Raw genomic sequence first — 24,975 nt, 5'->3', positions numbered from 1 at the left:
ATTAATGTCCTTCATCATTTTTTTGGGCTTTGCCAATTTGACGGCTAACTGTTGATTTATCTTTTCCTGCGATTTCACCAATATCGGCCATTGTAAAGCCTAGAACAGGATCATCCCGCATCGCTCTAAATAAATTTGTCGGCTCGTCTAATAATAATGCGCGACGTTCGCTTTGGACGCGTGCAGCATTAAGCGTCGCGAATTGACGCAACGTGCTCAAAAGGTCGAGACGCTCAGTGGTGCGTAAGCTCATAGCTTTCTTATAAGTACGCACAAGCGACTCAATCTCAGCACCAGTCGCACCTTCCGTGAACCAGGCAATCAACCGCAAATGACTGTCAGGAGCTTTGATTGGTGGCATAAACTGCGTAGCAATAGCCATACGCATTGCAAAGTCAGGCTTTGGAACCTCCAGTTGGACCTCAAAGCGTCGCCAGACAGCAGCGTCAAGCAACTTTGGATGATTGGTGATACCAATTGTAAAGCCTATGTCCCGACGTACATCGAGGTTTTGCAATAGCGCATTAACTACACGCTTGATCTCGCCGACCTCCTGTGGGTCGTCACGTACTTTGGCTATGGCATCAAATTCGTCTAAAAGTAAAACGCAACGATAGCGATTTGCAAAACTGAACAAATTTCCAATATTGCGTGCCGTTGTGCCTAAAAAAGATGAGACTAGTCCATCTAATTTAACTAAGACTACAGGCAGCTTAAGTACGTGCGCCATCCAAAGCGCGAGCCGCGTTTTACCAGTTCCTGGCGCTCCATAAATAAGACAAGTCTTCGATGGTGCAATGTCTAGTTCTGAAAGAACATCGAAATTCGTCCACTCTTCTAGAATTGTTGTAATTGCTTGGGAAACAGTTGAATTAAACAGCGGCGCGCGTGGAGATATTTCATTAGGGAAGATGATGTCCGCAAGCGCGGCCGCTGTTTCGCGGTCGACCGGCACTGGCGTGTTGGGCGCGAGTGTTTCTCCAACCCATTGAGCGCGAGAGCGCTCAATCCGGCTCGGTGCAACTTCTCGGGCACGCTGCGCGGCAGTCAGGATGCCTGCAATAGATGCGGCCTGCTTTTCATCACCGTCCTTTTTCAAGGCATCACGAAGTCGCTCAATCTGCTTACGAACCGCAGGCGAAGCCTCGGCCATTGCAGTTCGGCAAAGCGCCTGAATGATTGGGAAGTGGTCCAAGTAAGAAAATCCTCTAACGGTGCGTCTACCTTTATTTTTAATGCATATATGCGATTCTCGGTTGCACTTCAATCGCTATATGATGCAGAGAATTGGAAAATTGATGTGATTGGAGGAGAAATTTTGGGCTGAAAAGTTGCATATCAAACCCAAAATCTGATCTCTCGGCTTATCCTTGAATTTCTGCAGCTACTCCGCCCAACTCTTCTCCCTTGCGGCAGACTGCGCAGTTAGGCGTGCTGACTAAAACCTACTGACTTCTCTACGCTCCACTCCCTTGAGTGAAAATTCATGGAGAAGGGGTGCCAGAGACACAACAAGATTGCATGCTCAAAATCCTGAAACGCACAAGCGATTGAAAAAAATCAAAACGTTTTTTTAGTCACCTTCGACTATTCTTGCTGGATTGAATTAGCGGGGATGCGCTTCCCACCCTTCGATGATTTCGATCCACTCTCTAGGTGAAAGCTGGCTTGGACCGTGCGGTTCCGGATATCGACGTCCTGAAAGCAGTCGCTCTCCCTTAATATATATATCTCTGGACGCCTTCTGTGCCACCCTGTCACTTACAACCCGCACGCCACGGAAAATGGCGCGGGCCATATGCTTTCCTGCAGCGCGCACTTGATCGGTGGCCTTGATAAGCAACTTGTAGGTATTGCTCGTTCTCACCCATCGACCTTCAACCCGCTTGCGTCTGCGGGTTCGCTCGATCAGCCCAAGCTCATATCCCCGTTCAAGTGCACGGATAACCGTACGCACGGAATACCGACAGGCCTGCGCGATGGCATCGTGACTGGGATAAAGGCCGCCCGCCCCGAAGAAGGTGGCGAGCGTCATGAGCACGGCTTTTTCAGATGGCTTCAGCTTATGGTCAAAATAGAGGCTCAGAACCTGCTTACGAAAAGCCGTTTTAACAGAAGCATGGCGGCTCATCGCTCTGCGCTCCCGGTCGAAACCAGAATGCGATGGAAAAAACTTACCTGAAGAGTCCGGAGATCCGTGACAACAAAGCCAGTATCTAGTACGCTACTCGCACGCATTGCACGATTTTTCCTTGATCGTGCGTGCCGTTTTTGAGCGTGTTTGACTCTGTAAGTCTCTGATTTCGTTGGGGTCAGCCGGTTTTGACATGGTAGGGGTCACAGGTTCAATCCCTGTTGCGCCCACCACTCGGTCCGGTAAGAAACCCCTTGAAGACATTGAACTTTTAGCGGTCCTTTCAGCCGGTGACGCTGACTAGCATGGGTCGTTCAAAGTCGATTGGTACCGTATAGAGCCGGACATTGCCGAGCAAATCCGTGCACTCTTTCCAGCATCTGCGCACTCATGCAACTCGAGCACTGAGGGTTCAGTCACTGATACCCAGCCATTCGAGTATCTCCCCCCGATAAGCATCCGGCATTACCTTGGCGTAGCGCGTGACCGTCGTGATGTTGCCCCATCCCCCGTCAGCCTTGAGACGCATGAGATCTTTGTGCAGGCAATATTGCCAGCTTGCCCATGTGTGACGGGCATCATGCGGTAGTGACATCCGGGACAAATACGCTCTTCGGTTTCTCCTGCCCCTTGGGTGTCCAGACGCGCATGTGCCTTAGAAGACCTGCTTTGCGGCAAGCCACCGACCATCCGGACTTGATCTGGCCACCGCTGATGCGCCTATTTCCCGAATAGGCTTGCCCGATTCCCTGCCCTTCGTTTCTCGACTTCTAGGCACGAACAGGACGAAACACGCGGCTATCCTGCTTTACTACGGTTCGATCCGTATTAACGAAGGTGGGTGTCTGACAAGATGCCCGAGCGGCATCTACGCCATTGCTGAAGAGATCATCGCCAGAAATTTCAGCGATAAGACACTAATGGACATGGTGCTGATGAAAGGGCCGACAAATGCTGACATCAAGCAGCAGATCTAGCCGCCTGCACCTGCTCCTCAGCCGGCGTCCACGCCATAATGCCGCGACAGAAGCAGCCGGCCAACCGCCAACCCAATGGTGTTTCTGCAAGCATTCGCATAGGCCTCGTCTGGCGCGCAGATGATTTCTGGCCTGCTAAGTTCACGTTGGCGCCGTATCGCGTTGGTCGCCAACTCGATCAGCAGATCGAGCAGTTCATTGAACAGGCGCCGCAATTCTTTGCTCAGAAGCGGTTACAGCAGCAGGGCGGAACTGATCTGAATCCAGCAGCAGCTTGCGCAAGCTGATATGGCGGAAACGCTGGCCCGGATCGAGCCGATCAGAACAGAAACCACAACGCTCGGGTCAATGTCCAGACGGCACGCCAGATAGCGGACAATGACAGCGCCCGCGTCATAGTCAAAGTTGGTGACCAGCAGTTCGAGCAGGCCCAGACCATGATGCAGCTGGTGAAAATTCCCGATGAACAGGCGTGATTTTCTTAAGCTGAATACTCAGGTAGCCTATCCGTGGCCGGTCGAGCAACTCATGCCGGACGATGTGTCTGACCTGTCACTTGATGAACAGATCTATTCCGCAACGTTCATTGGGTCATTCGTGATTGGCCGCGACGAAATCGGAGACGAGTTGTGAAAAAAATCTTTATCGCATTTACGGCTATAATAGGCATCACAGCTCACACCTATGCCGCGCCCTCTGGGATGGATTGGCGTAATGAGCGACGCCCGACCGATACCATGCTTCAGCAGTTCGATACGCTGAAAGCCAATCAGCGCGACCTAGATACAATGTCCAGGATACTTAGAGGGAAGGTTAATGCAACTAATGGCATCTTGAAAAGCCCAACGATCAATAACGGCACGAGCATCGGAACTGATATCAAAGCTGCGCTTGCTGCTGTGGGCCCTGCAGGAGCGATTTCACGCACTCTGAGTGATTTCTTCTCTGATGTTCTGGATGTGCGAGACTTCGGGGCCTTCTGTGACGGTATCCATAATGATACCGTTGCGGTTCAGTTTGCCCTCAATGCCGCTACGTCGCCGCTTCGCCTTGGGTCTACGCTTCGTTTCCATGGCCGCTGTATCGTAAACTCTGCTGTCTCAGCTACAATTTCAAGCTCAGCAGGGCTTCGAATAGAAGGTGAAGGCGCTGAGATCATATCGCACGGCAATGATGTGTTTAAATTTTCAAAAGCCGTCGCTTCAGGAAACGCGCTTTTCATCCGTGATCTGCGCTTCACAAACGCGAAATCGACGCCTAGCGGAACCATGATTACTATTGACGGATCTCAGAATGGGGTAGGGTCTTCGCAGAATGACCATCTAGAAAGCTTGGACTTCTACAACCCGGGTATAGGTATTCTACTTGTTGGCGCAGCGAATTACTACATAGCTAATATCAATGACATGGTTACAACACCCGGGGCCTCTTATGGCCTCATCCTGAACGGACCAAAGATTGGTACCTCGCAGTATTTCACCACCAATGGAACAATTGATGGGTGGTTTCAGGCAGCGGGCCGCTTCTTGACGATTTCAGGCGGGATACAAGGACTGAACATCACCAATGTTCGACAGCTTGTCGGCAATGACTGGGCAATCTACGAACAGAGCGGTGTGGCTGTCGAGGTTATCAACATCACCAATAGCTACTTCGAAGCAAACAATGGTGGTATCAGTCTCCCTGATGCGTTCTCTATTAACATTACGGGAAATACATTTGATACCTCGGCTACCATTCGGTCTCCAACATGGCAAGCTATCGTAACGGGTAAGAACAACGAAGTCATCAGCAACAACCAGATTTTTGACGCTCGTGAAACCACGTCTCCTCTAATCTCAGTTCAAGGCATGGGGAACACCATCACAGGCAACACGCTTTTTGGTCTATCCAAAACCAGTGCCTGCATTGCGCTCAACACAGATGGGGGTCTTGACGCAAATGGAGCATATTCCGTTATATCGAATAACGCGTGCTGGCAGGCGGCCGGAATCAACATTACCGGAGCACATACTTCCAACGTAACGGGATCTGGGAATGTATTCACAAAGGATGGCTTAGAACAGACTGCAACCTTCGGCCCTATCAAGACATCCGCTAATATCGATCTGGATGGGTCTTCCCTAACCTTTTTTGATACGGTCTCCAAGGGTATTTCCCTGCATTATGATGATGCAGTGTTTAATAAAGCAGGTGCTTTGGTCACAGTTAGCGTAAATGGGAAGTCAGGCAGCTTGTTCCTTGACGGACATATCGGTGTTAGCGGCGGTTCGCATGTGTGCCTCAATTACGAATGCTCGCGCTATATCTATGAAGATGTGGGCAGCTCGAAAATCAAGGTTGCAAACACCACGAACGGCGACGTATTTTCGATTGACGATAAGGGTAATATCATTGCCAAAGGCACCGTGACCCAAAACGGGGTGCCTTAAGTCTCGCCCGAGGCTTAGGACTATTCCATGATGCACAAAGCCGCCTCACAAGCGGGTTTTTCTTGTACTAACCTTTTGTTCGACTATCACTAAATAATGTAGTCTGGCGCGCAGACGGCAGTCCGCAGGGCGTCGATTACGTCGAGGTTGGGAATGACCAGACGCCGACCGAGGCCAAGAAAGGCACTGTCAAGCGCGATCCAGCCCAAGTCAAAGATACCATTGAGCGCACCATGACGGAGGCGGACCAGAGAGTCAGAACCCTCGCATGATCGAAACTTCCGTGCGGCTCCGGCTGCTGAAACCCGCTCCACCATCCTGGATGGAGACGCGCATGTACCGTCCGAAGCGGGTGCGCCGGCCGATGATGGGAGCGATAAAGGCGAAGCAAAGCCTAAGAAAAAGTCTGCTCCCAATGCGGAGGGGCCTGCAAACGATGATGACGCCGACAAACCGGATCTGAGCAGAAATATCGTGAGCTCCACCGCGCTTCTCGCCATGTGTAAAGGAAGTCTGGGGCAACACGCCGAATGCCGTAAAAGCAGACATGGCGCGACTTATTCGTGAGAATAAGGCCGAGATTATCCAGTTCCACGAGATTCGACAGGCATGGAGTACGGTCTAGAAGTACGACCAGAGGAAAGGAAGACATTCGGGCATCTGCCATAGCGTGTTGCGACACGCCGCCAGTCCTTGAACCTTTTGAACATAATCTCGATGTGGTTGCGGCGTTTGTATCTGCGCTTGTCGTATCTGATGTATATTGCTCGGGATTTTTGTCATGGAAGGCAAAGCTTTATTCCTTTTTCCTCCAATGCATCCTTGAGCCAGTCGGAATCATAACCTCGTTCTGCCTTGGGAAGGCTATCCAGAAAAGCAGTCACCCCCGTATAATCACTGATCTGGCCCGCTGTTATGAAGAAACTCAACGGTCGTCCGTTCCGGTCTGTGTCGGCATGCAGCTTCGTGTTCATGCCACGTTTCGTCCATTCGATCAGTCACCTTAGACCCTTCTTTTTACCCGCAGACTCGAAGCCGCGCGGTGGGCCCTGAAATAGGTCGCATCAATCATAACAGTCTACAGCTCTGCCTTTGCGGCAGACAGGCCATCCATCATCTGCATGAAAATACACACGGCGTCCCAGTGGTTGTAGAGGGCCTTGTATGGCCTACCCCCTAGGGCTCATCACGCCACGGCAAGCCGGTCCGATTGACAAAAATGATGCCGCTCAGCTCGTGACAACCATCAACGCGGAATCTGCCGTGGCTCTTCGGGAAAAGGGGCGCAGACAATCCATTTATTCATTCGTCAGCCAATACGGGTCGCTCACTTCTACTTTCCCTATAGAGCCCGAATAAGATTGGTCACTCAAATCAATGGGTCCTGAACCTAAACCCAGAATAGCAAAATTCTTTTTATCTTTATGACATAGATCTTGTCGGGATGATCTGTACTTTAGGCGGAGCAGAATGTTCCGGCGAAAGTTCCTGTTCGAGATGCGTTTCAAGTTCTTCCAGAGTCATACCTTTTGTTTCTGGCAGGAACTTCATGACGAACAGAAGGGAGCAAAGATTAATGAGTGCGAAGACATAAAAAGTCCACGACCCAGCCCAGTGAAGCATGATCGGAAACACAAAGGCCACTGTTGCATTGAACATCCACTGGGCGGCTACAGAGAGCCCGGTCAGAACACCACGAGCGCGTAGCGGGAACAGTTCCGACATCAGCAGCCAATATAATGGCGAGACCATCATCTGGATGAAGAGAAGTGCGAACAGGATGCAGCCCAGCGCTACCGCGCTTTCAACCGTTGCGCCATGCAACAGGAGCAGAGTGCTTCCCAAGCCGAAATGCGCCACGATCACCGCGCAAAGCCCCAGCGTCATCATGATGCGACGAGGATAACGGCTTATCATCCAGATCCCCAGTAAGGTGGCACCAACGGCGACAATACCGTTTCCGATGGTTGCTACCAGCGCGGCCTCGGTGCCCAGACCGGTTTGGTGCAGAATGATCGGCGTGAAATACATGAAGGCGTTCACGCCCGTAAACTGCGCGGCAAATCCAAGCCCGATACCGATCAGGAGCAGTCTTCTGATCCAGGTCTTCCCAAAAGCTTCCCGCCAGCCCATCTGGTCGGAGGATTCATCCTCCTGAGCGGAAATCTCGGACATTTCCTTGCGCACCTGCCGAGGCGTGGACCTGATGAGTTGCAAAACCGCTTCGGCTTCATCCATGCGGCCCCGGCTTGCGAGCCAGCGCGGAGAACGTGGGACAAAAAACAGCCCTACCCCCAGAAGAACCGCCGGAACTGCTGCGATTACAAGCATGGTTCGCCAGATTGTGGGAGATTCCGAAACCTTGGCCAGTATGGCGTTGAGGATATAGGCGATCAGCTGGCCGGTAACGATCATCATCTCGTTCTGGCTGACAAGACGCTCGCGGCGGCTGGAATGTGCCATTTCAGAGATGAACATGGGGACTAGGGCAGAAGCCCCGCCTACTGCAAAACCCAGGATCGCACGCATGGCCACCATGATTGCCACAGATGGTGACAGGGCTGTCCCGACTGCTCCGATTACAAACACAACAGACAGGACAATCAGACTGTCCCTTCTGCCGTAACGGTCCGCCACATGGCCACAGACGAGAGACCCAACCGCTGCACCGACGATAAGAGCAGACGTGACAAGCCCTTCCGTGAAAGGCGTCAGACCCAGGCCGCCCTGCGCCGGTGGGCGCAACATGAACGGTAAAGCTCCGGAAATAACACCGGTATCGTAACCAAAGGCGAGTGCGCCCATGGTGACGACCATCACGATATTCGTCACGAACTTCTGTTCGGGAGTAAGTTTTGCCATTCGTGACCCGACAGCTTGCGCGTCGTCCTCCTTCATGCAGCCTTGAACAATACTGAATGCTGGGTGTCCCTGTTGGAAAACCCGCAGAACAACAGAACGCCCTTCAGGAGAAAAGTTTTCCCATTAAAAGAAAAACCGCCTGAAAAGGATGCTTTTTCTTCTTGGAAACAATGATCTGGGATGATGACTCTCATGTGAATGCCATCTCCACCGAGACAGACAGAGTTCTCGACAACAATACGGTTATCTGCACTTACAATTCAGACTAAACATAATTCTGGTCTTGCTTCTAAAGATCGCGCATGGTCGGGACGGTTTCTATCCCGCACCGATATTGTTAATGAATGAAAATTGACGCAATCAGGCCAAAAACAAGGCCGCAGACCGCTATCAGTGTTTCGAGTACGGACCATGTTTTGAGCGTCTGGGGAACTGTCAGCCCGAGATATTCCTTCAATTGCCAGAACCCTGCGTCATTCATCGGCCCAAAGGTGACCGATCCTGCCCCTGTGACGAGAACCATCAGTTCCGGCGAGACACCTGTTGAACGCGCAAGAATAGGGGCGACGATCCCGGAGGCTGTGGCCATGGCAACCGTGGACGAACCGCAGGCAACCCGGACAATGGCAGCCAGCATCCAGGCCAGAACCAGCAGTGGCACATGAGCTCCAAGGGCGGCATCCGTAATCGATTTGGAAACACCACTATCCACCAGAACGCGACCAAAGCCACCGCCGGCACCCACAAGAAGCATGATCAGGGCCGTCGGACCGAGACATTCATTTGTAAATCGCAGAATGGTTTCGCGTGAAAATCCCCGGGCCTGCCCCAGCACATAAAAGGACAGCACCGTCGCCAGCAAAAGGGCAATATCCGTATTCCCGACAAAGCGCAGAATGGCGCCCAGGGTCGTGTCAGGCGCAATAATGCCCTGAGACATGGACCCTGCGAGCATCAGGAAAACGGGCGACAGGATGGTGAAAACCGTAATGCCAAAGCCGGGCAGACTGGCAGGAGGCTCGCTGTTCACGAACTGCTGGGCCAGAGGATTGACGCCAATCGGCACAACCCTCGCCGCCGCAAAACGACCGAAAAGCGGCCCTGCAATCACGGCAATCGGCGTTCCGATCAATACCCCCAGCAGAATCGTTAGTCCGATATTGGCATGATAGGCGCTCAGAGCCAGAAGCGCCGCTGGATGGGGAGGAATGAGTGCATGTGTAATGGACAGCGCCGCACCCATCGGAAGGGCAACCCGCAGCAAAGGTGTGTCGGTTCGGTCTGCCAGAACGAAAGCCAGCGGGATCAGCAGGACAAATCCGACCTCGAAAAAGACCGGAAGGCCAACAAGAAGCCCGATCAGCATCATGGCCCAGTCAACGTGACGACGTCCCGAGATGTTCGAGATCGTCAGGGCGATACGATCAGCCCCGCCAGATTCGGCGAGCATCTTCCCCAGCATGGTGCCGAGCGCAATGACCGTCCCGACATGCCCCAGGACGTGCCCTGCCCCCGCCTCGAACGACCCCACCACCTTGTCCGCTGGCATCCCGGCGACCAGCGCCAGAAGGATAGAGACGGAAAAAAGGACGATGAACGGATTGATCCGAAAACGGGCAATGAGGGAGTTCATCTGATGATAACTTCCCTGTGACATGTCCGACAGGATCACCGTTACTTAACGAAAACCCTTCTGTCCCCCAACACGGCAGACAATGCCCATAACACAAATTTCGTGACAGGACACAGTCATTAAGTCCGAAACATTAAAGTGATATACTGATGCCGCCATCCACCATTAGCATATGCCCGTTGACGAAGCTCGAGGCCGGGGATGACAGGAACACGGCTGCCCCTACCAGCTCCTCCACCTGTCCCCATCGTCCGGCGGGCGTGCGCTTGTTCAGCCATGCGGTAAACTCTTCGTCCGATACGAGTTTTTCGTTCATTTCCGTTGCAAAATACCCGGGAGCAAGGCCGTTGATCTGAAGACCATGCCTGGCCCAGTCCGTCGCCATGCCTTTCGTAAGGTTCTTAACCGCCCCTTTGGTCGCCGTGTATGGCGCAATTCCGGGACGTGCGAGTTCACTCTGTACCGAACAGATATTGACGATCTTGCCCTGCCCGCGCGGGATCATGTGGCGCGCAACAGCCTGTCCCACAAAGAAAACGGCGTTGAGATTGGTTGAAATGAGATCATCCCAATCCTTGCGCTGAAACTGCTCCAATGGCGCACGACGCTGTATTCCGGCATTGTTGATCAGAATGTCGATCGGGCCCAGCTCACGCTCGATCGTCTCGATCCCATCAATGACCGCATCCTGATCCGTAACATCGAAGACCGCAGTACCGGCTTTCAGTCCATCAGCATCAAACTGCTGCTTCGCCGCATCAAGAGCGTCCGCATGACGGCCATTCAGCACAACCTTCGCACCATAACGCGCCAGTCCTTGCGCCAGAACCAGACCGATCCCACGGGATGCCCCTGTCACAAGAGCGCGGCGGCCGGAGAGCGAAAAAAGGTCAGGATGGATCATGTCTGTCTTCCTTGAGCAATCACTGGTCTTCTATTCGTAACAGCCAGATCACGTCATGGATCCACAACTCCGCGTGCCTGCAACACATCATGGTGTGGACCTCAACTTTCATGAGGAAATTTTCTTATACCTGTCTGGACACCCTCAGTGTTATATGTAACAGAACAATTGATAGTTTATATCGTTCGAATGTGATTTTCTGAGTCCAGTCGAACAGTTTATGGTCTTCCGGGTATGGCACTTTCCCATGCCTGTTCTGTGTCTATTGCGATCTGGATGTGGCTTTATGGATCTTGTTCTGGGAATTGATGTTGGAACAGGGAGCGCCCGCGCTGGCCTTTTCACGCTGGACGGACAGAAGAAGGCCTCCTTTGTCCAGAAGATCCAGACATGGACACCACGCGCTGACTATGCCCAGCAGTCTTCGGAAAACATCTGGTCTGCGGTCTGCACCGCCACGCGCAGCGCGCTGGCGGCACTGAAGGAACCTGGTCAGGTTGTTGGTATTGGTTTCGATGCAACCTGCTCTCTTGTTGTGCTCGACAAGAACGGACAGGGACTTTCGGTCGATCCGGACGGCGCTCCAGGACAGGATATCATTCTCTGGGCCGACCATCGCGCGATTGAAGAAGCACGCGAGATCAATCGCGGCGGTCATGATGTCCTGCGTTATGTAGGCGGCACGATTTCTCCGGAAATGGAAACGCCGAAGCTCCTCTGGCTGAAGCGTCACCTCCCACAGATTTATGAACAGGCAGGTCACTTCTTTGACCTCCCCGATTTCCTGACCTGGCGCGCTACCGGTTCCCTGTCCCGCTCGGCCTGTTCGACAGCGTGCAAATGGACCTACCTTGCGCACGAAAACCGCTGGGATGAAGAGTATTTCCAGTCTGTTGGACTGGAAGACCTCACAGATGGCAATTTCGCGCGCATCGGGAATGACATTCGTCCTCTTGGCGGTATTCTTGATGCGGGCTTGAGCGATAAAGCCGCGTCGGAAATGGGATTGCAGCCCGGCATCCCCGTTGGCGTCTCCGCTATCGATGCCCATGCCGGGGGACTTGGGCTTCTCGGGCTTGATACCGAAAGCTCTCTCTCGGACACGCAACTTGAGCGCTCAATAGCATTGATCTGCGGAACGCCGAGCTGTCACATGGCGGCCTCGAAAAATGCGCGTTTCGTGCCCGGCGTCTGGGGGCCGTACTGGGATGCCATGCTTCCGGAGATGTGGCTGAATGAAGCCGGCCAGTCTGCAACAGGCGCCCTGATCGACTTCATCATTTCCAGCCATAGTTTCGGGACCACGGTCAGGCAGGACGCCGAAAAGACGGGCACCAGTGTATATGCCCTGCTGAATGCCCGGATCGAGGCTCTGGAACGCGGCAAACTGCCCGGTACCATTACAGCCGGGCTCCATGTGCTTCCGGATTTTCACGGAAACCGCTCCCCCCATGCTGATCCGGATCTGACAGGGATGATCAGCGGCCTGACCCTGTCCGATACCCTTGACGATCTTGCGCGGCTGTATCTCGCGACGCTGCAGGGCCTTGCCTATGGCACGAAGGATATCATCGAGGCCCTCAATGCGCAGGGCTACCGGATCGACACGATTTTTGCGACCGGCGGCAGTACCAAGAACCCGGTCTTCCTGCGCGAGCATGCCAATGCAACGGGATGCCGCATCCTGTTGCCCGCCGAGCCGGATTCCGTCCTGCTCGGCGCGGCCATCCTCGGCGCGGTCGCAAGCGGGACATACAACGATCTGCGGCAGGCCATGGCGCAGATGAGCCACGCGGGAGACGAAATCCTCCCGGATGATCGCGTCGCAGCCTACCACGCCGCCAAGCGCAACATCGCCCATGACATGCTCGCCGCCCAGCTCACCTGGCGTCAGCAGATGCGCGACGTTCTGGAAAAGGAGGGCACCTGCTGAAGCCAAGCCCCATCCGCTTCTCCTGCCTTCCTCCTGCTTCCGCTGCCGTGCCCATTCAGCACCAGCCTTTTCCAGAGGTTCACATTCCATGTCCCGTCTGAAAACAACCCGTACAACCCTTTGCACACTCGCACTTCTGCTGACCGGCTCTGCCCTTTCCGGCGCAAACGCGGCCGGAACCCTGACCATCGCGACCGTGAACAACGGCGACATGATCGTCATGCGGCAGCTTTCGAAGGAATTTGAGAAAGCCCATCCGGACATTCACCTGAACTGGGTCACGCTGGAAGAAAACGTCCTGCGTCAGCGCGTGACGACCGATATCGCCATGAAAACCGGCCAGTTCGATGTCGTCACCATCGGCAATTATGAAGTGCCGATCTGGGCCAAGCAGGGCTGGCTCACCGAGATCAAGCCCGATGCTGCCTATGACGTGAACGACGTCCTGCCTGCCGTCCGCGACAGCCTGACAGTCGATAACAAGCTCTATGCCCTGCCCTTCTACGCCGAAAGCGTGATGACCTATTACCGCAAGGACCTGTTCCAGAAGGCCGGGCTGACGATGCCGGATGCCCCCACCTACGACCAGATCCGTCAGTTTGCCGACAAGATCACGGACAAGGGCAATCAGGTCTACGGCATCTGCCTGCGCGGCAAACCCGGCTGGGGCGAGAACATGGCGTATGTGTCCTCGCTCGCCAACACGTTCGGCGCGCAGTGGTTCGACATGTCTTGGAAGCCGACCATGACGTCCGATGCCTGGAAAGCGACCCTGAACTGGTATGTCTCGGCCCTGAAGGCTGACGGCCCTCCGGGTGCCACCTCCAACGGCTTCAACGAAAACCTGGCTCTGTTCGCCAGCGGCCATTGCGGGATCTGGATTGACTCCACCGTCGCCGGCGGCCTGCTGTTCGATCCCAAGCAGTCGCAGGTTGCGGACAAGGTCGGCTTTGCTCCCGCGCCCAAAGGCCCTTATGGCAAAGGCCCGACCTGGCTGTGGGCCTGGAGCCTCGCCGTTCCTGCCAGTTCGCATCAGAATGCGGATGCCCAGACATTCATCACATGGGCAACCTCCAAGGATTACGTGAAGCTGGTCGCCGCACAGAAAGGCTGGGTCGCCGCTCCTCCGGGAACGCGCGCCTCCACCTATGCTGCGCAGGAATATCTCAAGGCAGCCCCTTTCGCCTCCTTCGTCCTGAACGCCATCAAGACGGCTGATCCGAACGGCCCGACCGCGCAGCCCCGTCCTTATACGGGTGCACAGTTCGTCGGCATTCCGGAGTTCCAGGCCATCGGCACGCAGGTCGGCCAGACGGTCGCTGCCACCCTGTCCGACCAGATGACGGTCGATCAGGCTTTGACATCCGCCCAGTCCTCGATCACCCGCGCGCTCCGCCAGTCCGGCCGTGCGCGCTAACGCGACCCGCTCAAGGTAGAATGCCATGCAGGTTGTTCTCGATCACAGCCCGCCCGCAGGGGCGAGCGTCCGGAGCGGGAAAAGGACAGGCTTCCTGCTCCTTTCCCCCTCCGTCCTGATCCTTCTGGTCTGGTCGATCGTCCCACTCGTCATGACGCTGTGGTACTCGGTGCAGAACTATAGCCTCGTTGACCCCACGCTGCATGGCTTCGCGGGGATCGACAATTACTGGTACCTGCTGACCGACCCCGATTTCCTGCATTCACTGCTCAATACGCTCGTGCTGGTCGCGGGCGTCCTGATCATCAGTGTCGGTGGCGGCACCCTGCTGGCCGTCCTGTACGATCAGGAGTTCTTCGGGCGCGGCATTGCCCGTATTCTGGTCATCTCGCCATTCTTCATCATGCCGACGGTCTCCGCCCTGCTGTGGAAGAACCTGATGCTGCACCCGATCTATGGCGTCTATTCCGCCATGATGCGGGCTGTGGGTCTTACGCCGATCGACTGGCTGGCGCGCTTTCCGCTCCTGACCGTCATGATGATCGTCGCGTGGGAGTGGCTGCCCTTCGCGGTCCTCATTCTACTCACGGCCGTGCAGTCTCTGGACGGTGAGCAGCGCGAGGCGGCCCGCATGGACGGAGCAGGCCCGGTTGCGCGTTTCCGCTACATCATCCTGCCGCATCTGGGCCGCGCGATCAGCGTCGTAGTCATGATCGAGACGATCTATCTGCTGACGATTTTCGCCGAAATCTCCGTCACCACAGCCGGCGGTCCCGGCGTCGCCTCCACCAATCTCGCCTATCTGATCTACTCCCGCGCCCTGCTTCAGTTCGACGTGGGCGGCGCATCGGCTGGCGGCGTGATTGCCATCATCATCGCCAATATCGTTGCAATCTTTCTGGTGCGCGCCGTAGCCCGCAATCTGGAGGCCTGACATGGCGCTCAAGACAAAGACCAGCACCCGGATCGGCGTCACCATCCTTGGCTGGGGCATTGCGCTCTGGCTGTTCTTTCCGATCTTCTGGATGTTTCTCACGAGCTTCAAGAGCGAAGTCCAGGCGATTTCCACGCCGCCGAAGCTGTTCTTCATGCCTACGCTGAGCAGCTATGCCGAGGTGTTTGAGCGCGCAAGCTACTGGCATTTCACGTTCAACACCGTGATTGTCTCGGTGGGTGCAACGGCCATTGCCATCGCACTGGCCGTCCCGGCGGCTTACTCGATGGCCTTCATGCCCTCTAAGCGCACACGCGGCACCCTGCTGTGGATGCTCTCGACCCGTATGCTGCCGCCTGTTGGCGTGCTGGTTCCGATCTATCTTCTGGCCCGCAATACCCACCTGCTCGACACCTGCACCGGTCTGGCTATCGTGGACATGCTGACGAACCTGCCGATCATCGTCTGGATGCTCTACACGTTCTTCCGCGAAGTCCCGGCTCCGATCCTGGAGGCAGGCCGGATGGATGGCGCCACGCGCTGGCAGGAAATGACGATGGTCCTCCTGCCGCTCGCCCTGCCCGGCATCGCATCCACGGCCCTGCTGTCGCTCATCCTGTGCTGGAACGAGGCCTTCTGGTCCCTGAACCTGACCTCCTCGCACGCAGCCCCGCTGACAGCGTTCATCGCATCCTTCTCCTCTCCGGAAGGACTGTTCTTCGGCAAGCTCTCCGCAGCCTCGACCCTGGCCGTCGCACCGATCCTCGTTTTCGGCTGGATCAGCCAGAAACAGCTCGTCCGCGGCCTGACCTTCGGAGCCGTCAAATGACGCGGATCCCGGCTCACTTCACCCAACATTCCTGCACAAACGGGGCCTGACCCATGGCGACTGTCGAACTCAAGAACCTCCGCAAGACCTATCTGACGGAAGAAATCATCAAGGGCATTTCCCTCTCGATCGAAGACCGCGAATTCGTGGTGTTCGTCGGCCCGTCAGGCTGCGGAAAATCCACGCTTCTGCGCATGATCGCAGGGCTTGAGGACATCACCTCCGGCGATCTCCTGATCGACGGCCAGCGCATGAATGATGTCGAACCTGGCAAGCGTGGTCTGGCGATGGTCTTCCAGTCCTATGCGCTCTACCCGCATATGGACGTGTACAAAAACATGGAGTTCGGCCTCAAACTGGCCGGAATGCCGGAAGCCGAGCGCCGCGAAAAGATCGAGCACGTCGCCCATACACTCCAGCTCGAACCCTATCTGCACCACAAGCCCGGACAGCTCTCCGGCGGCCAGCGCCAGCGCGTCGCCATCGGTCGCGCCATCGTCCGCAACCCCAAGGTATTCCTGTTCGACGAGCCGCTCTCAAACCTCGATGCCGCCCTGCGCGGCCAGATGCGCGTGGAACTCTCCGCCCTGCATCGCAAGCTCGGCGCCACGACGATCTACGTCACGCATGATCAGGTCGAAGCCATGACCATGGCAGACAAGATCGTCGTCCTGCAGAAAGGCGTGGTCGAACAGATCGGCTCTCCGCTCGAACTGTACCATCACCCCCGCAACCTGTTCGTGGCCCGCTTCATCGGCTCCCCGCCCATGAACTTCTTCCCGGCCATTTTCCAAGGCGGAGATGCCGCGGGCTCCAGCGTCCAGCTTCGGGACGGCTCGACCCTCTACGTGCCGGTCACATCTCCCGGCATTCTGCCGGGCACAAAGGTGACGGTCGGCATCCGTCCCGAACATGTCGAACTGGCACCTTCGGGTCCGAACAGCGGCACTGTGGAAGTCATCGAACGCCTTGGCGCCATCACGCTCGTCCATGTCCGCATGTCGGATGGAGAAATCATTGTCGTACAGACGGACGGCGCGGTTCTGACGGATGTGGACACCCATGTCAGCCTGACCCTCCCCCCGCAGAACTGCCACCTTTTCGCCCCTGACGGTCTGGCTTTCGAAGCCTGCCGCCGTCATCCGCTCGCTGCCTGATTTTAGGAACCGCATCTCATGTATATGGAAAAACTCCGCCTCGATAACCGCGTCGCCATCGTCACCGGTGGCGCACAGAATATTGGTCTGGCCTGCGTCACCGCTCTCGCCGAAGCTGGAGCCCGGGTCATTATCGCCGATCTCGATGAAGCCATGTCGGCAAAGGCCGTGGAAGACCTGCGCATGGAAGGACATGACGTCAGCAGCGTCGCCATGGACGTCACGAAAACGGACAGTGTGCAGAACGCCATCCGAAGCGTTCATGAGCAGGAAGGCCGTCTGGACATTCTGGTCGCCTGCGCGGGCATCTGCATTTCCGAGGTCAAGGCCGAGGATATGACGGATGGCCAGTGGCTCAAACAGGTCGATATCAATCTCAATGGCATGTTCCGCTCCTGTCAGGCGGCAGGCCGTATCATGCTCGAACAGAAGAAAGGCGTTATCGTCGCGATCGGCTCGATGTCCGGCCTGATCGTCAACCGCCCGCAGCAACAGGCCGCCTACAACGCATCAAAGGCCGGCGTTCACCAGTATATCCGCTCGCTGGCCGCCGAATGGGCGCCCCATGGCATCCGCGCCAATGCCGTCGCTCCGACCTATATTGAAACGACCCTGACCCGCTTCGGTATGGAAAAGCCGGAACTCTACGACGCCTGGATCGCCGGAACCCCGATGGGCCGCGTGGGCCAACCCGACGAAGTTGCTTCCGTCGTGCAGTTTCTCGCCTCCGATGCAGCCAGTCTCATGACGGGCGCGATCGTCAACGTGGATGCCGGTTTCACCGTCTGGTGAGCCGCATGATCCGGGCGCTGTCAGGGCGCCCGGACCCCTCTGGCAAATCCCGTTACACTCGGTTTCTTAGACGAAATATTTCAGGGTCTCATTTTCGCCGCAGTCTACTTGCAACTCACTCGCAATAGCGATACCTGCCTCTGATCACGCGCCAGCACGAACAGTCATTGAGGTCGGGTATGCACCGCAGCAGGATTCTTTACGCGATACCCCTCTCCCTCGTCATGAGTGGAGAAGTCTTCGCAGCCGACCAGACCACCACAGCCGAACAACCGCAGCGGTCAGGCAGCAAAAAACCCGTCACGACGGAAACACAGGCCAAGACCGTCGAAAAACTCAAAGTCCATGCTCGCAGAGCCTCGACGCTGGCCTCGTCCGCGACCAAATCGGACACACCGCTGATCGAAACGGCCCAGTCGGTCACGGTCATTACCCGCAACGAGATGGACATCCGCAATGTCCTGAACCTCAATCAGGCTGTGCGTTATACCGCCGGCATTACACCGGATCTGCGCGGTGGCGGCGTTGGCAGCCGTTATGACCAGTTCGCCCTGCGCGGCTTTTCCGCGCCCACATTTCTTGATGGCCTGAAGCTGCAGGACAGCCCCACCGGCTATGCCGTCGCCCAGACAGACACGTCGCGTCTGGATCGGGTCGAGATCCTCAAAGGCCCGGCCTCCGCCCTTTATGGCCAGTCCAGCCCAGGCGGCCTTGTCGCGCTGTCCAGCAAGATCGCCACCGATCAGCGTTCCTATGGCAGCGTCAATGCGACCGGCGGCATGTTCGATCTGTATCGCGTGGATGCCGATGTCGGCGGCTATGTGACGGATAACGGCTTTGTCCGCTACCGCGTCAACGGCACGGTCAACGGGCAGCACAGCCAGCTCAGCCGCACTGGAAGCCGCCGCTTCTCCATCAGTCCGTCCTTTACGTTCGGTGGCGATGGCCCTACGACGCTGACGATCCTCGGCAATTATCAGTACGATCCTGAAAATGGCACCTATGGCGGTGTCCCGCTCGTCGGCTCGCTCAAACGCGCATCTTTTGGGTATCTGCCCCGCAATTTCTATGACGGCGACTCATCATTCGAAAAATACAACCGCCGCCATGGTGCCATCACCTATATCTTCAATCACCGCTTCAACAATGACTGGAGCTTCAGCACGCGCGGGCGCTACGACGACATCAAGACCCAGTACCGCAGCGTCTATGACAGCGGTTATTATGTCTCGGACGACACGCTCGCCCGCTCGGCCATTGCTACCAATGAACACACGCATAACCTGACCTTCGACAGCCAGTTCAAGGGCCATGTCCGGACCGGCCCGCTGCGTCACAGCATGATGTTCGGTTTCGACTACATGCAGCAGAGCGCCTCGGAAGTCGGCTATTATGGTTCTGCGCCTGATCTGAACGTGTTCCACCCGAACTATCAGATGGCCATTCCTACTCCCTCGCCCTGGGTGAACTACAATACCGACTCCCATCAGGCCGGCATCTATGGGCAGGACGAGATCCACTGGCGCCGCCTGATCCTGACGGGCAGCATCCGTAACGACTGGTACCGGTCCCACCAGACCGACAACATGTACAACACGACGACCAACCAAAGCCCGAGCCAGATCACCTGGCGCGCCTCGGGACTGTATCATTTCGACTTCGGCCTCTCGCCCTATATCAGCTACTCGACATCGTTCCAGCCGCAGTCCGGAAGTGTTTCGACGGATGGCGGCAAGACCGTGCGTCAGGCCAATCCGTCCCTCGGCAAGCAGCTTGAAGGCGGCCTGAAATACCAGCTTCCGGGCACCTCACTGCTTCTCACGGCCGCAGGCTTCCATATCGAGCAGACCAATGTGCTCGTTGGTGTTGGCAACACGGGCTACAGCGCCGAAAGTGGACTGGTCCATTCGGATGGTTTCGAGTTTGAGGCCCATGCCGAGCCGTTCCACAACCTCGTCCTGACAGCAGCCGTCAGCATCCAGAAGGTCCATGACGACTCAACCGGCAAGCCGCTCATCCAGTCCGGGAAAGGCAATGCCTCGCTGTTTGCGTTCTATACGATGCCGTCCGGTCCCGCGAAGGGCCTCGGCTTCGGCGGCGGCATGCGCTATTCCAATAAATCCTATGGTGGTGAAGCATCTTACGGGAGTGTCTGGGTGCCACAATATGCCGTGTTCGATGCCTCCGTGCGGTACGATCTCTTCAACCTGTCTCACAGCCTGCGCGGCTGGAATGTGGGGGCAAGCGTCCGCAACCTCTTTGACAAGAACTTCGTCGCCAACTGCCTGAGCTATGCCTCCTACGGTCAGGAATACTGCTACTACGGAGAGCGCCGTAACGCGCAGGCCAATATTGGCTTCAGCTGGTAAACCAAAGCCCGAAAGACCCACAAGCTACGACATCGCCCTGCGCCTCGTCGTAGCGTTACCGGTCGGTTACGCCCTCTCCGCGCTGGCGGGGATCTGCATCGCCTTCTGGCTCCCCCTTTCCAGAGCAGACGCCGCCATGGCCGGGATCTTTCTCGGCCTGATCCTCTGGCCCGTCATTTTCATGGCGTCCTTCGATTTCAGCAACATCCGGCGACTATCAGCAGGACTGGTTGTATTGGCGGTTCTTCTGGCCGCTCTGGCTTTCGGTGGCGGCTGGCGTCCATGAGAAACACCTTCCGCGCCTCCATGGCTCTGGTCCACACCACACTGGGCCTCATCACCGGCTGGGTTCTGTTTGCCATCGCGCTTTCAGGCACACTGAGCGTGTTCCGGCAGGAGATCAGCCTCTGGGCCAGACCGGAGCTCTCCACTTCACGCCCTGATCCCCTTATCGCAGACGCCCACGCGCTGGACTGGCTGAGCCACAATGCCCCTGCCGCAAACGCCTGGTATGTTGCAAGCACCAATGACCGCAGCCCTGTCGTCACCGCGCTCTGGCCTGATGCAAAAGGCACCTATATCCAGCGCGTCCTCGATCCCATAACCGGTAGTCCCGATGGCATCAGGGATACGCTGGGCGGCGAGTTCTTCTACCGTTTCCATTTCGAGCTTCAGCTTCCCTATCCCTGGGGCCGGCTGATTGCGGCAGTTGCGGCTCTGGCACTTGTTGTCGGGCTGGTCACTGGGATCATCATCCATCGGCGGATTTTCGCGGATTTTTTCACGTTCCGTCCGTCACGCGGCCAGAGAAGCTGGCTGGACATGCACAACCTGCTGGGCGTCGCTGCCCTGCCTTTCCATCTGATGATTTCACTGACCGGCGCCGTAACACTCGGCTCCCTGCTCCTACCCTGGAGCACGCAGGCCCTCTACCGGCACGATCTGACCGCGTCCTACACCGAACTGAACGCAGCCCTCTATTCTCGCCCCCCCCAGCGGATACCCGGCCCACCTCGCACCAGTCCTGCCAATGTTGCAGGAAGCCGACAGACGGTTCGGTGGGACAGGTCTGGAACAGATCTATGTGTTCAACCCGTCCGACCAGAAAGCTCTGGTCACGATGATTGCGGGCAATACCGGGACTGTCAGCACCGCATCACATGTCATTACCTTTGATGGCCCTTCAGGCCAGATCGTCAGGGAGCATATCGAGAACCGTCCTGTGATCGGGGCCTATACCTTCCTGTATGGGCTGCATGTCGGGCGGTTTGCGCCTGGCCTGACCCGCTGGCTTTATTTCCTGTCCGGCCTTGCACTTGCTGCCGTCATCGGGAGCGGCATGCATCTGTGGACGCTCAAGCGGCTGCGTCGCCCCCACCATCTAGGGCGCCTGATTGTCGCTCGGATGAATGTTGGCGTCCTGATGGGTACCCCGCTCGCCTTCTCCGCCTTCTTCATCGCAAACAGGCTTCTTCCCGTGACGATACATCACCGGGCCCATATCGAAGTGGTAAGTGTATTCGCGATCTGGGGCGCTGCCCTGCTCTACACGCTCCTGCGGCGTCCGGACCGAAGCTGGCCGGAACTGCTCGGTGGTAATGCCCTGAGCTGCCTGCTGGTCGCCCTGCTCAGCCTGCCCTGGCAAAGCCCGGCAGTTGCCGGCGTCAGTATGACGGCACTTACCCTGTCGGGAGCCTTTGCCTGCGCCATGGTCCGCACGGCACGGAAAGCAAGATGAGCTGGATTTCGCTCCTGTGCGGACAATGCGCCATGCTGATTCTGGTCGCGGGTTCCATACGGGGAAACCGCGTATTCTGGCATGACAGGCTGATGGATGGGCAGCGACTTATCCTGAAATCCTGCGCAACAGCCGGTCTGCTCTTCAGCTTTGCTCTTCAGGTTTCATCTAATGGCCCACCCGTTTTAGTGGTCGTCGAGTGGGTTCTGCTTCTGGGGCCCGAAATCATGATCGCAGCTCTCGCCTGCTCGCTGTGGGAGCGCAAACCGCGATCATGACGCGGAGGGTACTCAGCCAGCCATCGCCGGATCGCTGAGTGTCGGCTGCCCCGTCTCCATCCGGCCCCCAAGAACCTGTCTGAAGTCGGGATCTGCCGGCGATGTCAGCGTCACATCGTACCACTGATGAGTGGCCGACAGATCCAGCCTGATCTCATGATGACCGCCAGCTTTCACAACAACCGTTCGCAGCGGTCCGGCATTCCCTGTCCGATACTGAATGCTCAGCGGAACCTTTCCACCATTGCTCAGTGAGAGAACAATTCCGGGCGCCTTTCCCTTGCCGCCGATTTCGTACCGGCAGGCCGACCGTAATGCGACCCGGTCATGATGCCCGCGATAGGCCCTGTAAAAGCCATTGGGCGCATGAACCGCAACGTCATACAGTCCATCCACGACCGGCAATGTGACATCCAGCGTATCTCCAGCAGCCACCGCGTACGTTCCTACCTGAAGATCCCGGCCGCCATTGCGATAGTCATAGATATTGAACGGCGCACCGGCGGACCGCTGTCCATGAACCGTCTGCCCGGACCGCAGCGTCAGGCCAATCCGGCCCTGTCCCACGTCCAAACCACCGTCACAATAGAGTTCATACGGGAGGGCACAGGCCGGGCGCGTCCCCGCTTCCTGACGCACTGCCCTGTGCAACAGCTCTGGCTCGGCCCTGAGTGCCGCGATTTCATCAGTGGACAGGGAATGGAAACCACCCGGCATGGGACGATCCCGCGCGTCCTCGATTGCCCGCAGATGCGTGTTCCGGTCCAGATAGTCCAGCGATGGTGCCGGTTCATCATGAGGCTGGAAGCAGGACGTCAGATCGCCACAGATGGCCCGACGCCATGGAGAAATGTTGGTCTCGCGCACCGGCGTGCCGAACTTCTTCTCAACGAAATACTCCAAGAACTGCAATGTTGAACTGTGGTCAAAGAGTTCGGAATTGACCCGCCCGCCCCGGCTCCACGGAGATGCCACGACCATCGGCACGCGGAAACCGAGCCCGATCGGTCCGCTGCGGGCAAGGCGCTCCGGCACACCGCGGCGGGTTTCATCTTCCGCCGTCGTATATTCCAGCCCGTCCGGACCAATCGCTGCCGATGAGCGACCCGTCTCCGGACGCTGGGGGTTTGGTGCGGCGTAGGAACAGCAGTGATCGAAATACCCGTCATTTTCATCATAGGTCAGGATGAAAATGGTCTTCTTCCAGATTTCGGGATTTTCGGTCAGGATATTCATGACCTCCGAGACATACCAGGCTCCGTACCAGGCTGAGGTCGGATGATCGGAGAAATGCTCGGGGGCCGCCATCCACGACACGGCCGGAAGCTGGCCCGTCCGCACATCCTTGCGAAACTGGTAAAGCACGTCCCCTTTCGGCGCCTTCATTCCCTTTGCGTCCGGGTCGTCCGCAAACGCCAGGTCTTCGAGCGTGTGGTAGTCGGGATCGGCCCGGTTGGTTACAAAGGCCTTCATGAAAATCGCACACTCTTCAGGCGTCAGCTGCTCGTATCCTTTCGCGGATTTCTGACGGCGGCGCAGAACCTCCATCAGGGCCTTGGCTTCGACCAACTGTTCCGCCCGGTTGCCGGATACGAGCATTTCAAGCTTCTCAAGCCGGTTGATATGCTCCGAACACTCCCTGATCCGTTCCTCGATCCATGCTCCAAAGCCCGGATTGGAGCTGACATTGAAGCTGTCGAAACATTCCAGCACGTTACAGCCAAAATTGGACAGCCAGGAACGCTCTGCCGGCGACAACCCGCCCGTTTGACTGATCTCGTTCTGGTAGAACTTCCACGATACCCCGACCTTCTCCAGCCGCTCCGGAAAGGTCGTCCAGGTCATGCCGCCTTCAAGGATTTCCGGATTGCGCATATAGACGTTCGACGCCGTATTCTGCTGATCGCGCACGGTTCCGGTCCAGAAAATGAGCCGGTTCGGCGTCGTGCTGGTCATTGCGCCGCAGTAATTCTGGTCGCAGACCGTAAATGCATCAGCCAGTGCATAATAGAATGGCAGATCCTCACGGGTATAATACCCCATGGTCAGCGGATACTGTTTGTATTCCTTCTTGTAAGGTCGCTTGACGTCAGTCCAACGATCATGGTGCCCCCCCATTCCAGGCATCGACCTGACTGTCACGCGAATGGGGGATCGAGCCCATCCACGTAACCTTCGTATCATGGATGTTCAGGCGCCAGGGCGTATAGGTCTCGCCGCTTTTGCCCGACTGCACAAAGACGGAACTGCCGTTTTTCTGGCGTATCGCCCGTCTGTCGTTGAAGCCACGAACGCCAGCCAGCGTGCCGAACATATGATCGAAGGAGCGGTTTTCCTGCATGAGAATGACGACATGCTCGGCATTCAGATAGGTCGTGTCCGGATCGGGGGCGATGGCATAAGCACGACGAATGGCGGCAGGCAGGCCTTCAGTTGCAGCAGCGGCGCCACCGAACAGGGCATATTTAAGGAAAGTTCTGCGAGTGGACATATCAACTGTTGCCTGAAACCGTAGGAACGCATCTTGCGCAAAAAGAAGGTAATCCGGGCAGCACTAACCGCCCTTGCCTCTCAATTCATCCCACA

At 56.6% G+C, this 24,975-nt stretch carries 20 protein-coding genes and 2 pseudogenes; 14 read left to right on the top strand and 8 right to left on the bottom strand.

Features of this window, described 5'->3' with window-relative positions; translation table 11 throughout:
* Position 1 precedes the first annotated feature (1 nt).
* The 3 genes from GRO01_RS04595 to GRO01_RS04585 all read right to left on the bottom strand — a co-directional run bounded on the left by GRO01_RS04595 (position 2) and on the right by GRO01_RS04585 (position 2,729).
* Positions 2–1,195, bottom strand: a complete 1,194-nt coding sequence (locus tag GRO01_RS04595) for an AAA family ATPase (protein ID WP_062508873.1) — start codon at positions 1,193–1,195, stop codon at positions 2–4.
* 411 nt (positions 1,196–1,606) lie between these two features.
* Positions 1,607–2,131, bottom strand: coding sequence for a helix-turn-helix domain-containing protein (locus GRO01_RS04590; protein WP_062508875.1), 525 nt, complete (start codon positions 2,129–2,131; stop codon positions 1,607–1,609).
* 415 nt (positions 2,132–2,546) lie between these two features.
* Entirely contained in the window at positions 2,547–2,729 is a 183-nt protein-coding gene (locus tag GRO01_RS04585; RefSeq protein ID WP_231490233.1) for a site-specific integrase, read from the bottom strand.
* A 420-nt stretch (positions 2,730–3,149) separates the two neighbouring features.
* On the opposite strand from GRO01_RS04585, the gene GRO01_RS04580 reads away from it, so the two are divergent.
* From GRO01_RS04580 to GRO01_RS04575, 3 genes are all read left to right on the top strand, one after another.
* Positions 3,150–3,398: a UBA domain-containing protein gene (locus GRO01_RS04580; RefSeq protein ID WP_062508879.1), complete on the top strand. Its 249-nt coding sequence runs from the start codon at positions 3,150–3,152 to the stop codon at positions 3,396–3,398.
* Positions 3,399–3,573: 175 nt separating this feature from the next.
* Entirely contained in the window at positions 3,574–3,744 is a 171-nt protein-coding gene (locus tag GRO01_RS13295) for a hypothetical protein (protein ID WP_156053204.1), read from the top strand.
* Positions 3,741–5,543, top strand: coding sequence for a hypothetical protein (locus GRO01_RS04575; RefSeq protein WP_062508881.1), 1,803 nt, complete (start codon positions 3,741–3,743; stop codon positions 5,541–5,543). The genes GRO01_RS13295 and GRO01_RS04575 overlap by 4 nt, the downstream gene beginning before the upstream one ends.
* A gap of 581 nt (positions 5,544–6,124) precedes the next feature.
* On the opposite strand, the pseudogene GRO01_RS04570 reads toward GRO01_RS04575, so the two are convergent.
* The 4 genes and pseudogenes from GRO01_RS04570 to GRO01_RS04555 form a co-directional block, all read right to left on the bottom strand.
* A pseudogene (locus GRO01_RS04570) lies at positions 6,125–6,874 on the bottom strand (IS5 family transposase).
* A gap of 91 nt (positions 6,875–6,965) precedes the next feature.
* The gene (locus GRO01_RS04565) at positions 6,966–8,441 is read right to left on the bottom strand and encodes a sugar porter family MFS transporter (RefSeq protein ID WP_083541340.1); all 1,476 of its coding nucleotides are present in this window, start codon (positions 8,439–8,441) and stop codon (positions 6,966–6,968) included.
* A 301-nt stretch (positions 8,442–8,742) separates the two neighbouring features.
* The gene (locus GRO01_RS04560; RefSeq protein WP_231490235.1) at positions 8,743–10,038 is read right to left on the bottom strand and encodes a GntT/GntP/DsdX family permease; all 1,296 of its coding nucleotides are present in this window, start codon (positions 10,036–10,038) and stop codon (positions 8,743–8,745) included.
* Positions 10,039–10,171: 133 nt separating this feature from the next.
* Positions 10,172–10,942, bottom strand: a complete 771-nt coding sequence (locus GRO01_RS04555) for an SDR family oxidoreductase (protein WP_062508887.1) — start codon at positions 10,940–10,942, stop codon at positions 10,172–10,174.
* 286 nt (positions 10,943–11,228) lie between these two features.
* Here GRO01_RS04555 and GRO01_RS04550 point away from each other — a divergent pair, with 286 nt between their 5' ends.
* From GRO01_RS04550 to GRO01_RS04505, 11 genes are all read left to right on the top strand, one after another.
* A complete protein-coding gene (locus GRO01_RS04550; protein WP_062508889.1) occupies positions 11,229–12,875 on the top strand; it encodes an FGGY-family carbohydrate kinase in 1,647 nt (548 codons plus the stop codon).
* A gap of 88 nt (positions 12,876–12,963) precedes the next feature.
* Complete coding sequence (locus GRO01_RS04545) at positions 12,964–14,292, top strand: ABC transporter substrate-binding protein (protein ID WP_062508891.1); 1,329 nt, start codon at positions 12,964–12,966, stop codon at positions 14,290–14,292.
* 25 nt (positions 14,293–14,317) lie between these two features.
* Positions 14,318–15,226 carry a carbohydrate ABC transporter permease gene (locus GRO01_RS04540; RefSeq protein WP_062508893.1) on the top strand — a complete coding sequence of 303 codons (909 nt, stop codon included), beginning with the start codon at positions 14,318–14,320 and terminating at the stop codon, positions 15,224–15,226.
* Position 15,227: 1 nt separating this feature from the next.
* A complete protein-coding gene (locus tag GRO01_RS04535; RefSeq protein ID WP_062508894.1) occupies positions 15,228–16,055 on the top strand; it encodes a carbohydrate ABC transporter permease in 828 nt (275 codons plus the stop codon).
* A 53-nt stretch (positions 16,056–16,108) separates the two neighbouring features.
* Positions 16,109–17,212, top strand: a complete 1,104-nt coding sequence (locus tag GRO01_RS04530; RefSeq protein ID WP_062508895.1) for an ABC transporter ATP-binding protein — start codon at positions 16,109–16,111, stop codon at positions 17,210–17,212.
* A gap of 18 nt (positions 17,213–17,230) precedes the next feature.
* Positions 17,231–18,004 carry an SDR family NAD(P)-dependent oxidoreductase gene (locus GRO01_RS04525; protein WP_062508896.1) on the top strand — a complete coding sequence of 258 codons (774 nt, stop codon included), beginning with the start codon at positions 17,231–17,233 and terminating at the stop codon, positions 18,002–18,004.
* A 179-nt stretch (positions 18,005–18,183) separates the two neighbouring features.
* A complete protein-coding gene (locus tag GRO01_RS04520) occupies positions 18,184–20,373 on the top strand; it encodes a TonB-dependent siderophore receptor (protein ID WP_062508897.1) in 2,190 nt (729 codons plus the stop codon).
* A complete protein-coding gene (locus tag GRO01_RS04515) occupies positions 20,357–20,659 on the top strand; it encodes a hypothetical protein (RefSeq protein WP_062508898.1) in 303 nt (100 codons plus the stop codon). Before GRO01_RS04520 ends, GRO01_RS04515 begins: the two co-directional genes overlap by 17 nt.
* Positions 20,656–21,549 carry a PepSY-associated TM helix domain-containing protein gene (locus tag GRO01_RS13785; RefSeq protein WP_307722788.1) on the top strand — a complete coding sequence of 298 codons (894 nt, stop codon included), beginning with the start codon at positions 20,656–20,658 and terminating at the stop codon, positions 21,547–21,549. Before GRO01_RS04515 ends, GRO01_RS13785 begins: the two co-directional genes overlap by 4 nt.
* Positions 21,458–22,111 carry a PepSY-associated TM helix domain-containing protein gene (locus GRO01_RS13780; protein WP_307722787.1) on the top strand — a complete coding sequence of 218 codons (654 nt, stop codon included), beginning with the start codon at positions 21,458–21,460 and terminating at the stop codon, positions 22,109–22,111. Before GRO01_RS13785 ends, GRO01_RS13780 begins: the two co-directional genes overlap by 92 nt.
* Positions 22,108–22,389 carry a hypothetical protein gene (locus tag GRO01_RS04505; RefSeq protein WP_062508900.1) on the top strand — a complete coding sequence of 94 codons (282 nt, stop codon included), beginning with the start codon at positions 22,108–22,110 and terminating at the stop codon, positions 22,387–22,389. The genes GRO01_RS13780 and GRO01_RS04505 overlap by 4 nt, the downstream gene beginning before the upstream one ends.
* Before the next feature lie 12 nt (positions 22,390–22,401).
* On the opposite strand, the pseudogene GRO01_RS04500 reads toward GRO01_RS04505, so the two are convergent.
* Positions 22,402–24,880 (bottom strand): annotated as a pseudogene (locus GRO01_RS04500) (phosphocholine-specific phospholipase C).
* Positions 24,881–24,975: the final 95 nt, after the last annotated feature.

Origin of the sequence: Gluconobacter roseus NBRC 3990 (genome assembly GCF_006538885.1) — a bacterium.
Lineage (GTDB): Bacteria > Pseudomonadota > Alphaproteobacteria > Acetobacterales > Acetobacteraceae > Gluconobacter > Gluconobacter roseus.
Note: the sequence above shows the minus strand (reverse complement) of the source record. Positions and strands in the feature narration are given on the sequence as shown.